The organism is Actinotignum sp. usb-actsch-213 (assembly GCF_059085665.1).
Map to the genome: position 1 here is coordinate 23231 of NZ_JBHNSQ010000084.1, position 18028 is coordinate 41258.

At 58.4% G+C, this 18028-nt stretch carries 14 protein-coding genes; 7 read left to right on the forward strand and 7 right to left on the reverse strand.

What is annotated here, in order from left to right:
* Window position 1 precedes the first annotated feature (1 nt).
* A complete protein-coding gene (locus AC5RK6_RS09115; protein WP_087070309.1) occupies window positions 2–883 on the forward strand; it encodes an ABC transporter permease in 882 nt (293 codons plus the stop codon).
* 597 nt (window positions 884–1480) lie between these two features.
* On the opposite strand, the gene AC5RK6_RS09120 is transcribed toward AC5RK6_RS09115, so the two are convergent.
* On the reverse strand, window positions 1481–2761 hold the full coding sequence (locus tag AC5RK6_RS09120) for an ATP-binding protein (RefSeq protein WP_087070311.1): 1281 nt from the start codon (window positions 2759–2761) through the stop codon (window positions 1481–1483).
* Between the two features lie 712 nt (window positions 2762–3473).
* Entirely contained in the window at window positions 3474–3833 is a 360-nt protein-coding gene (locus tag AC5RK6_RS09125) for a hypothetical protein (protein WP_087070312.1), read from the reverse strand.
* Window positions 3834–4955: 1122 nt separating this feature from the next.
* Between AC5RK6_RS09125 and AC5RK6_RS09130 the strand changes: the two genes are divergently transcribed.
* Complete coding sequence (locus tag AC5RK6_RS09130; RefSeq protein WP_435730970.1) at window positions 4956–5864, forward strand: GIY-YIG nuclease family protein; 909 nt, start codon at window positions 4956–4958, stop codon at window positions 5862–5864.
* Window positions 5865–5919: 55 nt separating this feature from the next.
* Here AC5RK6_RS09130 and AC5RK6_RS09135 read toward each other — a convergent pair whose 3' ends face one another.
* The 4 genes from AC5RK6_RS09135 to AC5RK6_RS09150 all read right to left on the reverse strand — a co-directional run bounded on the left by AC5RK6_RS09135 (window position 5920) and on the right by AC5RK6_RS09150 (window position 9402).
* Window positions 5920–6666 carry an amino acid ABC transporter ATP-binding protein gene (locus AC5RK6_RS09135; RefSeq protein WP_087070314.1) on the reverse strand — a complete coding sequence of 249 codons (747 nt, stop codon included), beginning with the start codon at window positions 6664–6666 and terminating at the stop codon, window positions 5920–5922.
* Window positions 6659–7327: an amino acid ABC transporter permease gene (locus tag AC5RK6_RS09140; protein WP_026429043.1), complete on the reverse strand. Its 669-nt coding sequence runs from the start codon at window positions 7325–7327 to the stop codon at window positions 6659–6661. Before AC5RK6_RS09140 ends, AC5RK6_RS09135 begins: the two co-directional genes overlap by 8 nt.
* 20 nt (window positions 7328–7347) lie before the next feature.
* Complete coding sequence (locus AC5RK6_RS09145) at window positions 7348–8127, reverse strand: transporter substrate-binding domain-containing protein (protein ID WP_087070315.1); 780 nt, start codon at window positions 8125–8127, stop codon at window positions 7348–7350.
* A 123-nt stretch (window positions 8128–8250) separates the two neighbouring features.
* Window positions 8251–9402: a trans-sulfuration enzyme family protein gene (locus AC5RK6_RS09150; RefSeq protein ID WP_101595667.1), complete on the reverse strand. Its 1152-nt coding sequence runs from the start codon at window positions 9400–9402 to the stop codon at window positions 8251–8253.
* A 451-nt stretch (window positions 9403–9853) separates the two neighbouring features.
* On the opposite strand from AC5RK6_RS09150, the gene AC5RK6_RS09155 reads away from it, so the two are divergent.
* The 3 genes from AC5RK6_RS09155 to AC5RK6_RS09165 are packed head-to-tail and all read left to right on the forward strand — an operon-like array spanning window position 9854 to window position 13376.
* A complete protein-coding gene (locus AC5RK6_RS09155; protein ID WP_087070317.1) occupies window positions 9854–10375 on the forward strand; it encodes a PadR family transcriptional regulator in 522 nt (173 codons plus the stop codon).
* Window positions 10372–11181, forward strand: coding sequence for an ABC transporter ATP-binding protein (locus AC5RK6_RS09160; RefSeq protein ID WP_180948686.1), 810 nt, complete (start codon window positions 10372–10374; stop codon window positions 11179–11181). Before AC5RK6_RS09155 ends, AC5RK6_RS09160 begins: the two co-directional genes overlap by 4 nt.
* Window positions 11182–11183: 2 nt before the next feature.
* Window positions 11184–13376 carry an FtsX-like permease family protein gene (locus AC5RK6_RS09165; RefSeq protein WP_435730969.1) on the forward strand — a complete coding sequence of 731 codons (2193 nt, stop codon included), beginning with the start codon at window positions 11184–11186 and terminating at the stop codon, window positions 13374–13376.
* A gap of 53 nt (window positions 13377–13429) precedes the next feature.
* Here AC5RK6_RS09165 and AC5RK6_RS09170 read toward each other — a convergent pair whose 3' ends face one another.
* Window positions 13430–13678: a ribbon-helix-helix domain-containing protein gene (locus AC5RK6_RS09170; RefSeq protein ID WP_087070319.1), complete on the reverse strand. Its 249-nt coding sequence runs from the start codon at window positions 13676–13678 to the stop codon at window positions 13430–13432.
* A 95-nt stretch (window positions 13679–13773) separates the two neighbouring features.
* On the opposite strand from AC5RK6_RS09170, the gene AC5RK6_RS09175 reads away from it, so the two are divergent.
* Complete coding sequence (locus AC5RK6_RS09175) at window positions 13774–14622, forward strand: hypothetical protein (RefSeq protein ID WP_101657643.1); 849 nt, start codon at window positions 13774–13776, stop codon at window positions 14620–14622.
* Window positions 14623–15110: 488 nt separating this feature from the next.
* Window positions 15111–18028, forward strand: a 2918-nt coding sequence (gene adhE / locus AC5RK6_RS09180; RefSeq protein ID WP_087070321.1) for a bifunctional acetaldehyde-CoA/alcohol dehydrogenase, incomplete at its 3' end; no start/stop codon positions are given.

Consider the following 18028-nt stretch of genomic DNA (forward strand, 5'->3'; position numbering starts at 1 on the left):
AATGAGTACTGTTAGTGTCCAGAAAAGCTCGTCAACAGATTTATGGCAGATCGTTCGCACAGATGTGAAAGCGGCGACCCTTAGGCCGGCGATTCGGATAGCTGTGCTCATCTGGGTTCTCCAGATCGTGATTTTTGCTTATGTAATTCCGTACATCGTCTACCACACTGCGACCGATGCAATCGGGCCCGAAGCTGCTGAAGCTCTACGGGCAGGCCTCGAGTTGTCGGTGCTGGGTGAATACGTTACAGCTTCTGTCCCTCTTTATGCCATCCCGGTTGGCGTCACAGTGGGAGCCATCCTGGTCTGCAGTGACTACGAGTCAAGGACCTTGGGTGTCCTTTTGGTAAGAATCCCCAAACGCTGGTGGCTTGGAGTCAGCCGATTGGTCACCATGGCGGTCGTCTCCTTGATTATGGCCTTGTGTTCTTTTATTGCAGCGGCTATTTGCTCCACTATTTTCACCGCTATTCAAGGTGCGGGGTTCGACTTTGATTTCGGCGGAACGATGTTGGGTCTTGGCGCCACGGCTCTCGGGCTCTTCTCATATGCAGTCTTGGGGTCTCTATTCGGGTATCTGACCAGGTCGATATTGGGTGCTGTGATGCTCGGCCTTGGCTGGACCTTCGGCATTGAAACGCTTGGCATTGGAATGTTGTCCGGCTCTTCTGGCTTCTTCAAAGTCTTGCACGGGTTTACCTTGACTGGGAATATTGGTTCACTTCCGGCAGCGTTGGACAGAACTGAATTGCTTAGCCTCCTATCTTCGCCCGGGGTTAACACGCTGCATTCAGGCTTAGTCGCTTTCATTTTCATAATTTGCTGGCTGCTGGTTTGTGCGTCTGTGGGTATCTCTCTTCTGTGCAGAAGGGACGTAGCCTAGCAATCAACTCCTACTCCCGAGCCGGCGCCGAGAGAATGTCTAATGGTTTGTGTGTGAGCATTGTTTATGAATCAGCCGCCCGCAGATGACCACTGCGAGAGGAACCCCGAAAAGCAGAAGTAGCCCAAAAGATATTGGCGACATCTCAAGTGCGTGTGGAAACAGTGCGCCACCTGCGGTTGGGAAATATAGCAACAAGCCTAGAGTGATGCTGGACAGCGTAGCGAAGAGGGACATTCCGGGCTTACGCACAAGTACTCCAATGAGGGCGAGAGATATGAGCATGAGTAACATGCAAGCTACTACCAGAGCAGTGATGACACCGTTCCTGAGGAAGAAGCTGGCCAATATCGTCAGGAAGCTCATTTCCAACACTGATGCAAAAGAAGCAGTAGCCGCATTCGTTTCCGCTACGCAGTAAAACAACCCGACGGCAACGAGCTGAGAACAACCTATGAGCGCTAAACACTTGACGAGGGGCGTGATTCTCGGTGGGGATGACGACCGATGCCCGCAGTTACGCTCGTTCACATCTCACCTCCGTATCGTTGCGAACTCTACCGCTGTGTCTCAACGCTGAGCGAGGGCAAGTTCCAATTAGGGCTTGAGCGCCGCCGAGGGCGCGACCAGCACGCCGTCGTCACGTTGATAAGCCACTTGAGTGCCGGTGGCCACAAGCAAGAATGCGGGTTCACCCTCGTGGGAGGTATTGATCCGTTGTGCGAGCTTCTTGAGATGGTCAGCGGCTTGGTCGATTGATTGTTCTCCCAATTTCACTTCGACCAAGGCCCAGCGCCCATCATCTAAGACCAGGACGGCATCGGCTTCTAAACCTGTTTTATCGCGATAGTGGTAGACCTGGCCGCCCAAGGCATCAACATAAACCCGCAGATCATGCACGCACAGCGATTCAAAAAGAAGCCCGAAAGTTTCCCAATCGTTCAAAAGTCGCTTCGGGGTGGCGTTGAGCATAACGGCGGCCAACGATGGATCGCAGAAATGGCGCGTAGGACTGGTGCGGACTGCCGTTTTCGAGCGCAGGCGCGGATTCCATGCGGGCAAATCTTCGAATACAAAGGCTCTGTTCAAAGCATCCACATAATCAGAAACGGTATTGCGCGCGGGCGGTTCTCCCTGCATATCCTGCGCGATGGTAGCAAGCGTCGCCTGAGAAGAAATATTACGGGCGTAGGAACGCAAAATTGCCTGCGCCCAGGTGCGGTTTCTGTTAATTCCGTCGATCTGCGCAATATCGGTATCCAAGAGAAGCTGGATATACTCCTTCGCCATATCGAGGGCGGTGCCCTCATCTTTTTCGGTGACGGCTTCGGGCCAACCACCCCGGCAAATTGCGAAAGCAATTCGCTCAATATCGAAATTGACTAAAGCACCAATATCGTGCTGGCCATCAAAAAGCTCGGTAAGGGAAACTGCGCCACTTGATTCCTGAGTTTCCCACAGGGACATGGTGCGCATAGTGATCCGCGCGAATCTGCCAACGCCCGAGTGGCTTGGCATCTCAGATTGGCGCGGCGTCGACGAACCCGTCAAAATAAATCTGCCGCGGCCATGCTCCCTATCGATGGCGTAGCGCACCGCATCCCAGAGCTGCGGAGCCATCTGCCATTCATCAATCAGGCGCGGGCGTTCACCTTCCAGAAGGAGAGAGGGTTTTGAGAAAGCGAGCTGAAGGTAATCAGCGGAACGATCCGGATCTTGCAAGTAGATAGCGCTCGCTGCTGCCTGTTGTGCGGTAGCCGTTTTGCCGCACCACTTCGGGCCTTGAATATGTACAGCTCCAGCTACTTTGAGTTTTCGCGCCAGCAGGCTGTCGGCTACCCGAGGTAAATAGGCTGGAAGGGTTGAAGAATCGCCCATGTGGATACCCTCCTTTCACTATCGTTATCACATGTTAACACGTCCGTTGTGCAAGTTGGACCGTTTTTATTGTGCAAGTTGGACCGTTTTTATTGTGCAAGTTGGCCCATTTCTGTTGTGCAAGTTGGACCGCCGCATACGTCACTTATGCCGCTTAGATAGCCTCTGGAAGCTGCCACATGGTGTGCACTCCAAGGTGCCTATCAGACTCCTTACTGACGCTTCCGACCATGCCTACAGTTTTCATTCAGTTTCATTAGGCCGCATTATTCTTGGGTTCTCATCGCCGGTGGTAAATTCGTCACATCGAAATATTTGCCGCTTTTTACTATGTGGCAGCGAATCGCGGGGCTTGCTAGGAGTGTTGGCGAATGGGTGCGTTTGCCCAGGTGGGAGAGCGTTCTAAGCCAATTGCAATGCTATAGTGACGTGCCGAATAGTCAAGAGATTGGGTACGACTCAAATATAAACATATTGGAAATATATCGCCCTTACATCACTATATTTAGTCCCAAAACTAAGTATGTTTGCGTGTTAACATGTAAAACGATTTAGGTGTTATGTCCGTGTCGTCACTGCTCGTCGGATGTGTGGAAGTCTCACGAGTTCCATACTGCCACCCACTGCGAGGCGCGGAACAATACCGGAGATATGAATGAACCATTATTTGTCCTGGAATTGGGGTGAATGAATGACGAATGCCTGGCTCCGATCACTCGCGGGAGTTGCCGTCGCCTTCCTCTCTTTGAGTGTGTCCACTCCAGCGGCCCTCGGCGTGGGGATTGATGAACAGCTGGAAAATGGCACGGGGTTCATTGATAAAACTGCGCAATTCAGTATCGCGTCGCATTGCGATAATGGTGCAACCAGGCTTAGTGTTGCGGAAACGAATAGGAAGTACCGTCTCAAGCTCTCCGTTAAGGTCACTCTTGCGGGTGAGCATGGCAAGCCTAGCTTCGTGGCACCCTTTCTGAAGTTGCGCGTCAACGACACCTATAACTGTCAGTGGTCCCCGAAACCAGCCGTCAGAGATGAGGAGGGCAATCCCAAAGTTTCTCTGGGCATACCACATTACTTTAATTGTGACGGTGAACTTGACCTAACGAGCGATGCCGAAGCTGCCCAGCCGGTCACGATAACGTACTTCGCGCGCGAGACGCGCTGGGGCGAATGGCGACAGATTGGACTTACCGCTCCAACCGTAGAAAACCGTGTCCCTACGTACCGGCTCAAAATTGACGATAACTACTTCGGCGAATCGACAACCTTTGAGGATCTCGACACCAACCTCCTAGCCGATAACTTGACTGCGGGAACTAAAGTATCGTTAGTTGCGCGGACTCAAGATACGGAAGACGTGATCGCCTCGAAGGTGCTGAGTGCCAATGAAATGTGCCCTCCGGAACCTGTTGACAAACCCGAGCCTTCCGAACCCAAGGATGATGAAGAAGAGGAACCCACTCCCGATCCGGTCCCAACGCCGGGTGTGGGCACTGCGCCCCCGCCTCTACTAATTCCCTCACCGAGTCTTACGCCGACATTGCCAGCTCCGGAAGTGCCGCCGTCGCCAGGTAGTTTTACACCCGCGGGTGGTGAAACGCCTGATCCAGACAAGACGGAAACACCTGATCCGAATGAAACGGAGTCCCCGGAACCACGGCCGACGGTAGAACCAACACCGCGCAAGCCTGTGCCAACTCCTACCCCGAGCTGCCCGACGGTCACACCTGCCCCGCCGACGCAGACCTCCGCGCCGACGGTAACACCGTCCGAGCGTCCAAGCGCAATACCAACTGTTACGCCGACCGTTCCGGTAACCGCGACACCAACCGATTCGCCAACGGCTACAGCCCCGAGTGCTACCCCAACAGACTCAACAGACCCAACGGCCTCGCCCACCCGGAATCACCCGCGCAACACCAGTGGCCCCAGCACGAGCTTGGCCCATACCGGTGCAGTTACCCTGCCCCTTGCGGTTCTCGCTGGCGTCCTCATCAGCGCGGGAAGCATAAGCTTGCGAAGGCTGCGTTATTAGTTGCGTGACTAATTGCGTGGCGATAGTCGTGCCCAGTCGCGGCTGCTGCACTTTCACATAGAATCTGAGAGGAGCATTGGCACATCGGGGGAACCTAGGCGCCGAACGCAGTTACGTCTAGGAAATCCCCAGATGGAACCCCGGAAAGGCACTGGTGGCATGGCACGCGGCAAAGCGATTGAGCTGTTCTTGGTGGATGGCACGCCCGGCGGGATCATGACGGCAAGCATCGCCGACTGGACGGGCGTCGTCGTATCCGCACGCCGCGACCAGTTATCGGAACTGCTGCGCCGCGAGGACGCCCACGGCAACGGCGTCTACCTCCTCCTCGGCACGGATCCGGACGCCATCGACAACACTTGGTGCTACATCGGCAAAACTGAAAATTTCAGCGAGCGCCTGCGCACCCACGACCAGCGCAAACCGCAGTGGAACCGGGTCGTCATTATCGGCAGCATGCAAAAATCTTTCAACGAAGGGCATTGGGGCTACCTCGAGTCGCGCCTCGTGGATATCGCGCAGGCCGCCGAGCGCTGCTCCATGCCCGATAACAAGCAGGTCCCGCGGCTGCGCAAGCTTTCGGAGGGGCAGCAGGCCTCGGCGGAATCATTCCTGGATAACGTCAAGGTCATTCTCCCGATTCTCCGCGTGAATGTGCTGCGTTCGCGTTCCACGATTCCCGCTGCTCCCGCTCCCGAAACGCCCGCGTCCACGTCCGCGCTATTCCACCTCCGCCAGGCCAATAAAGGGGTGGATGCCACGATGCAGCTGGTGGATGGCGAATATTTCGTTCTCAAAGGTTCGCGCGTCGTCGCCGAATGGCAGCTGCGGGGCGCTTCCGAATCGACGCTCCGTTCCTACACCAGCTACGCCGCGCTGCATCACAAGCTCGTCGACGATGGTTCCATAAAAATTTCCGACGGCGCCGCGGTTCTCACCCGCGATATTGCTTTCGGCTCGCCTTCCACCGCGGCCGCGGTGATCCTGGGGCGCTCCTCGAACGGCCGGCGCGAATGGCTCGCGGATGACGGCCGCACCTTCGGCGAATGGGAGGCGGATAACGCCTAGGAACGCGCGCGGGTGCGCGCCATAGTAGTACGACGACGCCGCGCCTGCCGCGCTCCTACAAATTCTCTGACGGGTCGTACACCGATAAGAACTTCACGATGCGTTCGTTCGCGGATGTGAAGAAATCTTCCGGGGCGCCCTCGTACTGGATGTGTCCAGCGTCCAAGAAAACCACCTGGTCGGCCACGCGCCTGGTGAAATTCATATCGTGGCTCACCACAATCAAGCCCTGACCCTGGCGGGCCAGTTCGGAAAGAACCTTGGACACCTCAGCCGCGAGCTCCGGATCCAGCGCTGAAGTTGGTTCGTCGCACAAAAGATACTTCGGGCGCATGGCAAGCGCCCGGGCGATTGCCGCGCGTTGGGCCTGGCCGCCGGAAAGTTCGGCAGGATACGCATCTGTTTTCGCGCTGAGTCCAACTCGCTCAAGTAATAATTCACTGTCGGCACGCGCGGCTTTCTGGTCTTTTCCGTGCAGTCGTGGCGCAAGTTCAACATTCTCGCGGACGGTCAGATGCGGGAACAGGTGAAAACCCTGGAAGACCATGGCGGAGTGCGAACGGATTTTTTCTTTATCTGCTCGCGTGACCTGCGCGGGGAAGGTGAGCGAGAAATCCTCAACCCGGATACTCCCGGAATTGGGGATCTCCAGCAGGTTCAGCGTGCGCAGCAGCGTGGATTTACCGGAACCGGATGGCCCCACGATCACGGTGGTCTTGCCGGGAGAAAAGCTCGCGGTGACGCCCGCTAAGGCGTGGATATCAGTGCCGAATGTTTTAGCTAGGTCTTTAATCTCAATCATTTTTCACCACGTGCTTGGAGGTTTTCTTTTCCAGGTATGCCTGCAGCCAGGTCAGTAGCGTGCAGATAGCGAGGTAAATCGCCGCAACTTCAACGTAAAGTACCAGGGGCTCATAGACGCGCGCGGTGATCTGCTGGCCGATCTGGAAAACATCGGAAATAGTGATAACGGATGCCAGCGAGGTTGATTTCACCAGGTTCACGAACTCGTTACTGATAGAGGGCAGCGCGATCCGCCAGATCTGCGGGCCAATAACGTGCCGCAGTGTTTGCCAATGCGTGAGCCGTAAGGTGGATGCGGCCTCCCACTGGCCGGAAGGAATGGAGAGTTGCGCCCCGCGGATTCCCTCGGAAATATACGCGCCGGTATTGAGCGAAAAAGTGATGATCGCGGCGAGCCAGGCCGATAGCGTGATGCCAACTTTGGGAAGCCCGAAAAAGACGATAAATAGTTGCACGAGGAGCGGGGTACCGCGGAAAATCCACACGTAGAACCACGCTATGGCCCGAGCTATTCGACTCTTCGATAGCCGAAGCTGGGCGGTAATGATGCCCAACACGAGCGCAATCGCGAAAGAAATGAGCGAAAGCGGAATCGTAACTTTTAACGTGGCCTCTAAGAGTTGCGGAAATGACTCGAGCCATAGCGTGATCGTATTCATGACGTACCTTTTATATGGGCTTAGTTAGGCGAAATATCTTCGCCGATGTACTTTTCGAAAATCTGTGCGTACGAGCCATTGCTGAGGCCCTTAGCAATCGATTCGTTCAGTTTGTCCTTGAGGGGATCGGAGCCCTTGGCCAGCATGACCGAAATCTGGACCGGCTCGCCGCCGGGAACTTTGATGCCGTCCAGATCGGTAGCGGTCGTCTTCTTCAGGAAGTCAGAAACCGTCACCACGTCGTTCACCGTGCAGTCAGCCTGGCCGTTAATGACCAGCTGGGTTGATTCCGAAAAACCTTGGGTGGGCACGATCTCGGCACCGGCCGCGGCGGCAGTCTGGCCGTAGTCGGACGAGGGAGTCTGGGCGCACTTCTTGCCTTTCAGATCCTCCAGCTTGGTAATACCGGCGCCCTTTTTCACTAGAATCTCGGAACGAGAAATGGCGTAAGGGTTGGTGAAATCGTATTTCTGCCGGCGCTCTTCAGTCGGGTTAATGTTATTGATGACGATGTCATATTTGCCCGTATCAAGACCGGCAATGAGCGAATCCCATTTTGTCTCAACGAATTCGGGTTCAACGCCGAGGTCTTGGGCGATGAGCTTGGCGATTTCCACCTCAAAGCCCACCAGTTTGCCCGACTCGTCGTGGTAGCCGTAGGGCACGAAGGTGCCCTCGATACCCACTTTGAGTTTTCCGGATTCTTCTACCTGGGCGAGCGCGTCTTTCTTAGCTCCGCAACCGCTCAGTACGGTCGCAGCGGCAAGGCCGGCGGCCAGCACCTTAAATATTTTCTTCATTGTGGTTCCCTTAATTGATGGTTGGGGTGATTAATAGTTTGGGTACCTAATGGTTCCCTTTGATCGATGGGTCGGGTACTTGATGCTTCCCTCAATCGAGGGTTCAGATAATCGACGGTTCCTTTAATCGATAGCGGACAGGGCATTTTCTAGGTCGGCCTTGAGATCGTGAGCATCCTCAATGCCAACGGATAAGCGGAGCAGGCGATCGGAGATACCCGCCTTTTCGCGTTCTTCCGGGGTGAGGTTTTCGTGGATCATGCTTGCCGGGTGGCAGATGAGAGTTTCCACGGAGCCCAGGGAAACCGCGAAGCGCATAAGCTTCAAATTCTTCGCGAAGGCATGGAAGTCGATACCTTCAGCGAGCTCAAAGGCGAAGAGCGCGCCGTCGCCGCGGGATTGGCGCGCGTGAATCTCCTTTTCTTTGGGGGAATACCAGCCCGGAGCCAATACCCGCGAAACTGCCGGGTGATTCTCTAGGTAGTCCCGCAGGATTGCGGCGTTTTCTTGCTGCCGGTCGAGCCTGATAACAAGTGTTTTCAACCCGCGCAGAATCGAATAAGAATCGAAGGGGGAGAGGGGATTGCCCAGTGCCTTGGAGGCGATTTTCAGGCTGGCGTACCAGGCGTCGTCGTTCGTTAATATGAATCCCGCTAAAACGTCCGAGTGCCCACCGAAATACTTTGTGCCCGAGTACACCACGGCGTCTGCGCCCAGTTCCAGAGGCTTTTGCAGGTATGCGGTTGAGAACGTATTATCCACAACCACCTTGGCATTAACTTTTTTCGCCAAAGCCACGACATGCGAAATATCGGTCACCCGCAGGGTGGGATTCGTGGGCGATTCCAGAAATACCAGCGCGGTATCCTCGGGAATCTCGGTCAATTCGTTGAAGTCATCGACGAACTCGGCGGTTATCCCGCGGTGGGCGAAAAATTCATCAACAAAGAGGAACGTACCTCCGTACACCGAGGACGTGAGTAAAACCCGGTCGCCTGTGGTCAGGGAGGAAAATACCGTTGCGGTTGCGGCCATTCCGGTGGCGAAAGCCAGGGCGTGCTCGGCGCCTTCCACGTACGCGACCGCGGATTCAACAGAGCCGCGGGTCGGGTTGGAGCTGCGCTGATACCCGTACGCGCCGGCCGAGCCGTCGGTGGGCTGCTCGAACGTGGAGGCCAAATAAATAGGCGGGATGACCGCACGGTACTGGTCATCCGGGCGCGATGCGGAGTAATCGTTAACAACTCGGGTGGCAAAAGATAGGTTTTTAGGCATAGTTAATCCATTTTTGGGTGCGTGAAATTGCGGATATTGCTATCCGAAAAATGAGGGAATTGTGCCCACTACGGGCGATGCGGCGACGAAAATGCGCTAAGTGAATTTAGTGGCACATGCACATTCGCATGCACATACACATGCAGGTACCCAGAGCCATGGAGGCGGATACGAATGCAGCGGTGTTGAAAGCCATGGTTGAAAGAGTAATGGCAAAATCCGTGAGACGCAAACTGAGTGGGAAAATCGTTTGTGGTTTTTGCCTCCTTGACCTGCGGTAGTAACGACGGCGCCGCGCCTGCCGCCCCGCGTGCTCGTGTAGCTATCATCGCAACCCGCCCGGTGCACTTACTTTTCGCTACGGCTCCCGCACTCCTTGCACACCCCGCGCCCGCCGCTATACACTCGGTGACTAGTAGAACTAGTTACTGAGTGAATAGTTGGTATCGGAATGGAAGTTCAGTACGCATTCCTCGGTTTGCTTACCCGCGAACCGAATTACGGCTACGAGTTGAAAAAGCTCTACGACCGCTACTTCGCGGGCGATAAGCCGATTTTGGCCGGCCAGGTGTATGCCACCCTGGCGCGGCTGGCCCGCGATGCCAAAGTCGCGCAGGTGGGTGATCATGAAAGTTCGGGTGGCCCGAGCCGCACGCGCTACGCCCTCACCACCACCGGGGAGCGCTCCTTGCGTGAATGGCTGGCCACTCCGGAAGTTCCGGCGCTAGCCCTCCAAGAAGACCTCTATTTCAAAACGATTCTTTCGCTCCTCGTCACCGGAGATGCCTCCGGCTACCTCAAAGCGCAGCGCGCCACCCACCAGCAGCGCATGCGCGAACTCACCACCCGCAAACAGAATGCCCCGCTGGCCGAAAAACTTCTTCTCGACAGCGCCATTTTCCATATCGAGGCCGATCTGCGGTGGATCCAATTGACTTCCTCGCGCCTCGACCAGCTCAAGGAGGAGCTATGAGCAATACCGCTATGACTAGCATCGGCACGGGCGCACCAGCCGCGAGCGATATCATCCTTTCCGCCCGCGACCTCGCGAAAAGCTACGGCAAAACCGTGGCCTTGCGCGGCGTCAGCGTGGATATTCGTCGCGGGGAAGTCCTGGCCATTATGGGGCCCTCCGGATCGGGCAAATCGACCCTGCTCCACGCGCTGGCCGGCATCGAACTTCCCGATAGCGGCACGGTCACGTACTTCGGCCCGGCCCCGGCGGACCGGCGCAGCGCTCCGGATGCCGCGACCGCACGCCAGCTCGCGAGCCAGTCCGGCGCCCCGGATGCCGCGGCCGCAACCCATCCCCGCGAGCTCACCGCGCTTTCCGATAACGACCGCACCCGGCTGCGCCGCGAGGATTTCGGCTTCGTTTTCCAATTCAGCCAGCTCGTCCCGGAGCTCACCGCCCTGGATAATATCGCGGTGCCGCTTCTCCTGGGCGGCACCAAGAAACGCGCCGCCTACGCCACCGCCTACCGCTGGCTCGAACGCGTCGGCCTGGCGGACCACGCGAAGGCCCTACCTGGCGAAATGTCCGGCGGGGAAGCCCAGCGCATCGCCATCGCCCGCGCGCTGAGCCCCCACCCCAGCATCCTTTTCGCCGACGAACCCACCGGCTCCCTCGATTCCCTCAACTCCGAATACGTCATGAGCGGCCTGGTCCAACTGGCCCGCGAACACGCCATGACCGTGGTGCTCGTCACCCACGAACCGACCATCGCCGCCTACGCGGACCGCGAGATCATCGTCCGCGACGGAATCCTGGAGGCATAACCATGCATATGGCCTGGATCGTGGTACGCCAATCCCTCAGCCGCACCAAAGGCCGCCTCGCCCTCATCACCGGCGCGGTCGCCTTCGGAACCGTCCTCCTGCTCGCCTTCGCGGCTTTCACCCACGCCACCCTGGATCGCACCGCCGAATCCTGGGAGGACACGCTGCACGATGCACCTTATGCTTCGGATCTGCCCGCAGCTGCGGCGTCGTCGCACATAAAAATGTATCGCCCCGGTATCGATGACCTTGCGGTGATCGGTGGGGCGCAGGTCGAGGTTGTGTATGTGGACGCGGCCGGGGTGAGCGATCCGGCGCAGCCGCACGGCATTACCTGGCCGGGCCGCGGCGAATATCTGCTCTCGCGCGGTGCCCGAACCCTGCTGGAGACCAGCGCGAATCCGGCGGTCGCCCACCGCTTCGGGCGCGTGGATCGGGGCACGCTGCCGCAAGAGCTCACCAACGGCCCGGACGACCTCCTCGCCGTGGTGGGCACCGATCTGAGCGAAGTGGAAGATGCCCGCAGCCTTGCGTCCTTCGAGCCGGCCGGCTCCAGCGGAAGCGACCCGAATTTCATTCTGCTGCTCATCGGGCTGGTGGTGCTGCTGTTCCCGGTGCTTTTCCTTATTTCCATTTCGGCGGCGCTCGGCAGTGCTCAGCGCGAACAGCGCTACGCCACCTTGCGCCTGGTGGGGGCTACCCGGCGGCAGGTGCGCGGGATTCTTATTCTTGAGGCCCTGGTGGGAGCGGCGGCCGGGTACGTGCTGGGCGCGGCGCTTTTCACGGTGGCGCGGCCGCTTCTCGCGGAGATTCCACTGGCGCGCGGGCGTTACTGGGCCGAGTCCCTCGCGGTCACGCCGCTGGCTTACGCGCTTGCCGCGCTCGCGATTATTGCGATGGTGGTGGGAGCGAATCTGTGGGGGCTGCGGCGCATCGATGCCACGCCTCTGGGGGTGGTACGACGCCGCCGCACTCTCACCCGCCCCTCTCCGATCAGTTTCGCCGGTATCGCGCTGGCCTGCGCGATCTTTGGCTATCTGTATGTCACCAGCGAGCCGGATAACGCCACCGGCACCGAACAAAATCTTTTCCTGATTGCGCTGGTTATCATGATGCTCGGCCTGGTGGTGGCGGCGCGCTGGTTGATCTACGTGCTGGCCGGTCTGAGTGCGCGCTGGGCGCGGCGGGCGCCCATGATTATTGGCCAAAAATACGTGCGGGCGCATTCGGGGCGGATTGCCCGCTCGGTTTCCGGGGTGATCCTCGCGCTTTTCGCCGGTACCTTCTTTATTACTACGGTTTCTGAAGTGGATTTCCTGGGCGCGCAGGTGCCGACCGTGGCGGAGAAGATGCCGAGCACCACCGCGGTGCTCGCGAACCTCAGCCCGGAGCAGGCCGAGGCCGCGGCCCGGGCGATTCCGGCGAATGTTCCGGGGGCGAGGGCCCTCACGGTGCCTTATCTCGCGCGGTCCTGGGTGGTGCTTCCCTGCGAGAGTGCCGCTCGCGCTGTGGGGCTCACGTGCCAGGGCAGTGGCGTGATCGGCGTGAATTTCTGGGATCTGGCGGATGCGCCGGGCGCCGTCGTCGAAGCTCCTGATGCCATGCAATTAGCCGAAACCGTGCAGGGAAGTTACAACGCGTATATTTCCGGGGAGGCGCGCGCGGTGCTGCTGGAGCTGCGCGAGCCGGGCGATATTGAGGCCGTGCGCACGGTCCTCATGAATGCGCAGCTCACCGAGCCAGGCGGCGTGTTTGTGTTCGCCGGTGGGCGCGGTATCGCGGTGGCGGTGGATAAGACCGTGGAGACGATGACGTACCTGGTCTACGCCGGAATTGCGCTGACCTTTGCGGTGGCGATTGTGTCGCTGCTGGTCTCGACGTACGCGGGGTTATTGGAACGACGCCGCTCTTTGCTGACTCTGCGCCTGAGCGGCATGCAGGTGCGCCAGCTGGCCGCCATGCTCGTGGTGGAGTCGGTGCTGCCGCTGGCGGTCATCGCCACGATCACAACGGCGGCCGGTTTCGGGGCGGGCTGGCTGCTCATGGAGATGCGTTCTGTTTCCCTGGATGCCTCTTTCTCTCCTGTGCTGCTGGTGGCTTTGCTGGCCGCGCTGGTGCTTTCCCTGCTCGCGGTCCTGGCGCTGGTGCCCGCGCTGCGCCGGGTCAGCGAGCCGGCCAATAACGCCCAGGAGTAGCGATCAGGAGTAGCGCGACGGGGTTGTAGGGGCTGAGGCATGAAGTGAAATTGTCATGCTAAGACGGCTTCGCGAATCAGTTCGGAGCGTGTAACATTGAGCTCCCGAGCGCGAGCATCAATGGCTTTAATTTCCTCTGGCGTGAAACGGACGGCAACCACCTGGCTGGGAACGGTGCCTCGCCCGGGGCGCCCCCGCCCCCGTTTGGTAAGAGTCTCGACATCGTAGCCGGCTTCCGCTTCGGCGGCCCATGCCTGTATTTGTTCTTCGGTAACCGGTATTCCCTTGATCGTTTCATCCATAGAATTATCGTATTACAAAAAGCGTTACCTGGCTATGCGCTCGCGGACTGCGACATGCCATTGTTTGCATAGATATTCCATGAAAAAATAAGCGCATGGAACCAATGAGTGCATTAGAGGTAGTGGGTTTTCCGGCAGATACTACCGAGCTGAAGAAGTGCTTGGATCTGAGCACCATGAAAATGTTGGCCGGTGATCCCTACTACGAATTCCTTGTTATTCACGATGACCCCTCGGGCGTATGCGTGGGATTCTTTAAAACTGCGGATGGTTTCTTCGCTGAAACAATGGCGCTTCTCGGTTCCGCTGGGCACGTGGTGAGTGCTTTCCAGTTGGCGCCGGGGCTTGCGCTCGTAGATGTATACGATCCGGCTTTCTTCGACGATCCAGGGATCTTCGATGATCCGGACTTCAACGAGGAAGATGCGGATAAGTGGCTCCTCACGCGCGTGCTCGTGTGTGTGGATGACCCCCACATGTATCCCATCCACCATTCCGTTCGCTATGCCTACAGCACCGGCGATCTGGCTCACTACACTAACTATCACTTAGCCGCTATTGGGGTGGCCCTCGAGGTATTTCCGACCCTTGAAGAGTGGGAGAAAGCTAAGGAATCCATCGGTGACGACAGCTTCACTTTCGGTCCGAAACTCATCATGAGTCCAGATCTTTTCGACCTATACGAGGGCGAGTGTGAGCCCGATGAAGCCAGTCCCAGTGCCCTCTTCACGGCAGTGTGTGAGAACGTTGAGATTGTCACGAATAGCCGTACAGGTAAAAAGTGGTACAGCATCGACGCTGATTGCGGCTTCCCCATCAAGCTGGCTCTCCCCATTGATATTGAGCCGGCACCGCAACCCGGTTCTATTGTCGATGGCGGTGTTCTTCTTACAGGCTCTACCGGCGCGGTCCGGGAGGATTACGAGGAGGAGTTGGACGACTAAGGGTATGAGTGGAGCCCCGCGAAGCTTCACATCACCCGCCGAAGCACCCCGCGCCCGGCTAGCGCCGTCGTGAAAAAAATAACTTTGCGGGCGGCGAAGAAGAGGACATCAGTCCCGCAAAGTTGTCTGACTTTTACTTTTTGCGTCGCACCGCGCGCGCGAGCCGCGATTTTCTGAGGAATTTTCAGGGCTTTTCAGTGCGTTTTCCGCGCGTAAAACCGCAGGTAACGGGCAGAAAGTCCCGACTTTCCCCGCGCTCATTCCGCGGCGCGCCCGGTGCGAGCTGCGCTACAACGCAAGCATCTTTCATTCGCTAAGGTAAAGGCGCGAGCGACGATGGAGCCGGCAACCGGCATCACGGCTCGCACGGAAACGCGCGTGGTTCGTCAAGAGCCGGCGTTCTCCCGCACGGCGGGCCTCCCGCAGCGCGGGGCAACGCTATATGCCGAAGGTGACACAGGCGCGGATCCATCGGGAGAAAGCGAACTATGGCTACCACTCAGCAAATTGGTGACCGCACCGACGTTGGTGACATGATCGATCGCTTGGCATCGCAGGCAATATCCGCCCTCGAAGAATTCGATGCCTTCGATCAAGAAAAGATTAATGCGATTGTGCACGCGATGGCCCTTGCCGGGGTTGATCAGCACATGGTGCTCGCCAAGGCCGCCATTGAAGAAACTGGCCGCGGCCTCTACGAAGATAAGTGCATCAAGAATCTTTTCGCCACGGAATACATCTGGAACTCCATCAAGTATGACCGCACCGTGGGAATTATTCGCCAGGATAAGCAAAAGGGCATTATCGAAATTGCCGAGCCCGTGGGCGTGATCGCCGGAGTGACCCCGGTGACCAACCCGACGTCCACCACGATGTTCAAGTGCATCATCTCGATTATGACCCGCAACCCGATTATTTTTGCGTTCCATCCCAGTGCGCAAAAGTCTTCGGCGCTGGCCGCGCAGGTCATGCTGGACGCCGCGATTGCCGCCGGCGCCCCCGAACACTGCATCCAGTGGATCGAAACTCCCTCCCTGGAAGCCACGAAGACCCTGCTCAACCACGATTCCATCTCCCTGGCCCTCGCCACCGGGGGAGCGGGCATGGTGGCCTCCGCCTACTCCACCGGCAAGCCGGCCCTGGGCGTGGGTCCGGGCAATGCCCCGGTGTACGTGCACAAGACCGCCAAGATCAAGCGCACCGTTAATGACCTCATCCTCTCGAAGACTTTCGATAACGGCATGATCTGCGCTTCCGAACAGTCCCTCGTGATCGATGCCTCGATCCGCGAAGAACTGCTCGCCGAATTCGAGCGCATGGGCTGCCATATTGTCACCCCGGAGGAAAAGAAGAAGCTTGCTAAGTTCATGGTCAAGGCGGATGGCACCATCAGCGCCGACGTTGTGGGTATGAACGCGGACCGCATCGCCGAAGGTGCGGGCATTGACGTTCCCACCGGAACGAAGATCCTCCTTGTTGAGCTGGAGGGCCTGGGCCCCGAAGAACCCTTCTCGCGTGAGAAGTTGTGCCCGGTGCTCGGCTACACCACCGTGGAAGGCGATGCCGAAGGCTTCGACGTGGCCGAAAAGCTGCTGCGTTTCGGCGGCCTGGGCCACACCGCGGTGATCCACACGGAAGATAAGGACGTGGCGCGCGAATACGGCCTGCGTATGAAGGCCTGCCGCATTATCGTCAACGCTCCTTCCGCGCTGGGTGGCATCGGCGACGTTTACAACGGCCTCATCCCCTCCATGACGCTCGGGTGCGGTTCCTACGGGCGGAATTCCGTCTCGCATAACGTCAGCGCCGTCGACCTCATTAATATCAAGCGAATTGCGGAAAGGCGTAACAATATGCAGTGGTTCAAGGTTCCGCCGAAGACGTACTTCGAGCGGTACTCCACGCAGTACCTGCAGAAGATGCCCGCGATCTCGCGTGTCTTCATCGTCACCGACCCGGGCATGGTCATGAACGGCTACGTGGACGTTATTATCGATCACCTCAAGGCCCGCCGGGACGACGTCGCCTGGAACATCTTCCAGGACGTGGAACCCAACCCTTCCTCGACCACGGTGTTCCGCGGGGCGAAACTCATGGAAGAATTCCAGCCCGATTGCATTATCGCCCTGGGCGGCGGTTCCCCCATGGACGCCGCGAAGGCCATGTGGCTCTTCTACGAACATCCCGAATCCTCGTACTTCGGCATGAAGCAGAAGTTCATGGATATTCGCAAGCGCACCTACCGCTTCCCGAAGCTGGGGCGCAAGGCGCAGTTCGTGGCCATCCCGACCACCTCGGGTACCGGTTCGGAATGTACGCCTTTCGCGGTGATTACCGACGCCGAAACCCACGTCAAGTACCCCTTCGCCGATTACGCGATTACCCCGAATGTGGCGATTGTGGATGCGCAGTACGTGGATTCGGTGCCCGCGCGCACCGCCGCCGATTCCGGTATGGACGCGCTCACGCACGCGATTGAATCGTACGTGTCCACGATGGCCAGCGATTACACCCGCGGCCTGTCCATTCGCGCCGCCCAGCTCATCTTCGCCAACCTGCGCAAGTCCGTGCTGGATGGCGATATGGAAGCGAAGGAAAAGGTCCACAACGCTTCGGCTATGGCCGGTATGGCCTTCGCGAACGCGTTCCTGGGCATTGTGCACTCGCTCTCGCACAAGGTTGGCGGTGAATTCGATATTGCGCACGGTCGCACCAACGCGATCTTCCTGCCGCATGTTATTCGCTACAACGCCACCAAGCCCTACAAGCACTCCATCTTCCCGGCCTACGAGCACTACCGCGCCGACGAAGACCTCGCGGAATTCGCGCGGTACATGGGCTTCCCGGCCTCGACCACCGAAGAGGGCGTGCAATCCCTCATCGACGAGGTCACTAAGCTCGCCGAGGATCTCGGTATCGAGATGAGCCTCAAGGCCAACGGGGTGACCTGGGAAGCGCTCGAGCCCAAGCTCGACTGGCTGGCCGACCGCGCCCTGGAAGACCAGTGCACCCCGGCCAACCCGAAGGCCCCGCTCGTCTCCGAGCTGCGCACCCTCATCGTGGACGCCTTCGAAGGCGAAGTGGGCTACACCGCCTCGCGCGGCGTGGATGTGCTCGCTGACCTCGGCACCGGTGAGGCGGCCCGCCGCCGCGCGGCGAAGGCACGCAAGGGTGACTCCTCGCGGCCCTCGGCCTCGCAATCGGCCACGAACGCCCAGGTGGAGATCTACGATCACAAGGCCAAGGCCAGCCTCGAGCACGCCGAAGCCGATCAGGATGATCCGGCCGCCGAAGAGCTCGTCGATACCCAGCTCGAGGGCGCCTCGCCCGCTTCCGCAAAGGCTTCCGGGAAGGGCGCCAAGGCGGAAAAGAAGAACGACGGCGCAGCTGAAGGCGCGGCGAACTA

What these genes read in the sequence shown, in the direction of transcription:
- AC5RK6_RS09115 (WP_087070309.1), top strand. Translation starts at nt 2, where the DNA reads ATGAGTACTGTTAGTGTCCAGAAAAGCTCGTCAACAGATTTATGGCAG.
- AC5RK6_RS09120 (WP_087070311.1), bottom strand. Translation starts at nt 2,761, where the DNA reads ATGGGCGATTCTTCAACCCTTCCAGCCTATTTACCTCGGGTAGCCGAC.
- AC5RK6_RS09125 (WP_087070312.1), bottom strand. Translation starts at nt 3,833, where the DNA reads ATGTGGTATGCCCAGAGAAACTTTGGGATTGCCCTCCTCATCTCTGAC.
- AC5RK6_RS09130 (WP_435730970.1), top strand. Translation starts at nt 4,956, where the DNA reads ATGGCACGCGGCAAAGCGATTGAGCTGTTCTTGGTGGATGGCACGCCC.
- AC5RK6_RS09135 (WP_087070314.1), bottom strand. Translation starts at nt 6,666, where the DNA reads ATGATTGAGATTAAAGACCTAGCTAAAACATTCGGCACTGATATCCAC.
- AC5RK6_RS09140 (WP_026429043.1), bottom strand. Translation starts at nt 7,327, where the DNA reads ATGAATACGATCACGCTATGGCTCGAGTCATTTCCGCAACTCTTAGAG.
- AC5RK6_RS09145 (WP_087070315.1), bottom strand. Translation starts at nt 8,127, where the DNA reads ATGAAGAAAATATTTAAGGTGCTGGCCGCCGGCCTTGCCGCTGCGACC.
- AC5RK6_RS09150 (WP_101595667.1), bottom strand. Translation starts at nt 9,402, where the DNA reads ATGCCTAAAAACCTATCTTTTGCCACCCGAGTTGTTAACGATTACTCC.
- AC5RK6_RS09155 (WP_087070317.1), top strand. Translation starts at nt 9,854, where the DNA reads ATGGAAGTTCAGTACGCATTCCTCGGTTTGCTTACCCGCGAACCGAAT.
- AC5RK6_RS09160 (WP_180948686.1), top strand. Translation starts at nt 10,372, where the DNA reads ATGAGCAATACCGCTATGACTAGCATCGGCACGGGCGCACCAGCCGCG.
- AC5RK6_RS09165 (WP_435730969.1), top strand. Translation starts at nt 11,184, where the DNA reads ATGCATATGGCCTGGATCGTGGTACGCCAATCCCTCAGCCGCACCAAA.
- AC5RK6_RS09170 (WP_087070319.1), bottom strand. Translation starts at nt 13,678, where the DNA reads ATGGATGAAACGATCAAGGGAATACCGGTTACCGAAGAACAAATACAG.
- AC5RK6_RS09175 (WP_101657643.1), top strand. Translation starts at nt 13,774, where the DNA reads ATGGAACCAATGAGTGCATTAGAGGTAGTGGGTTTTCCGGCAGATACT.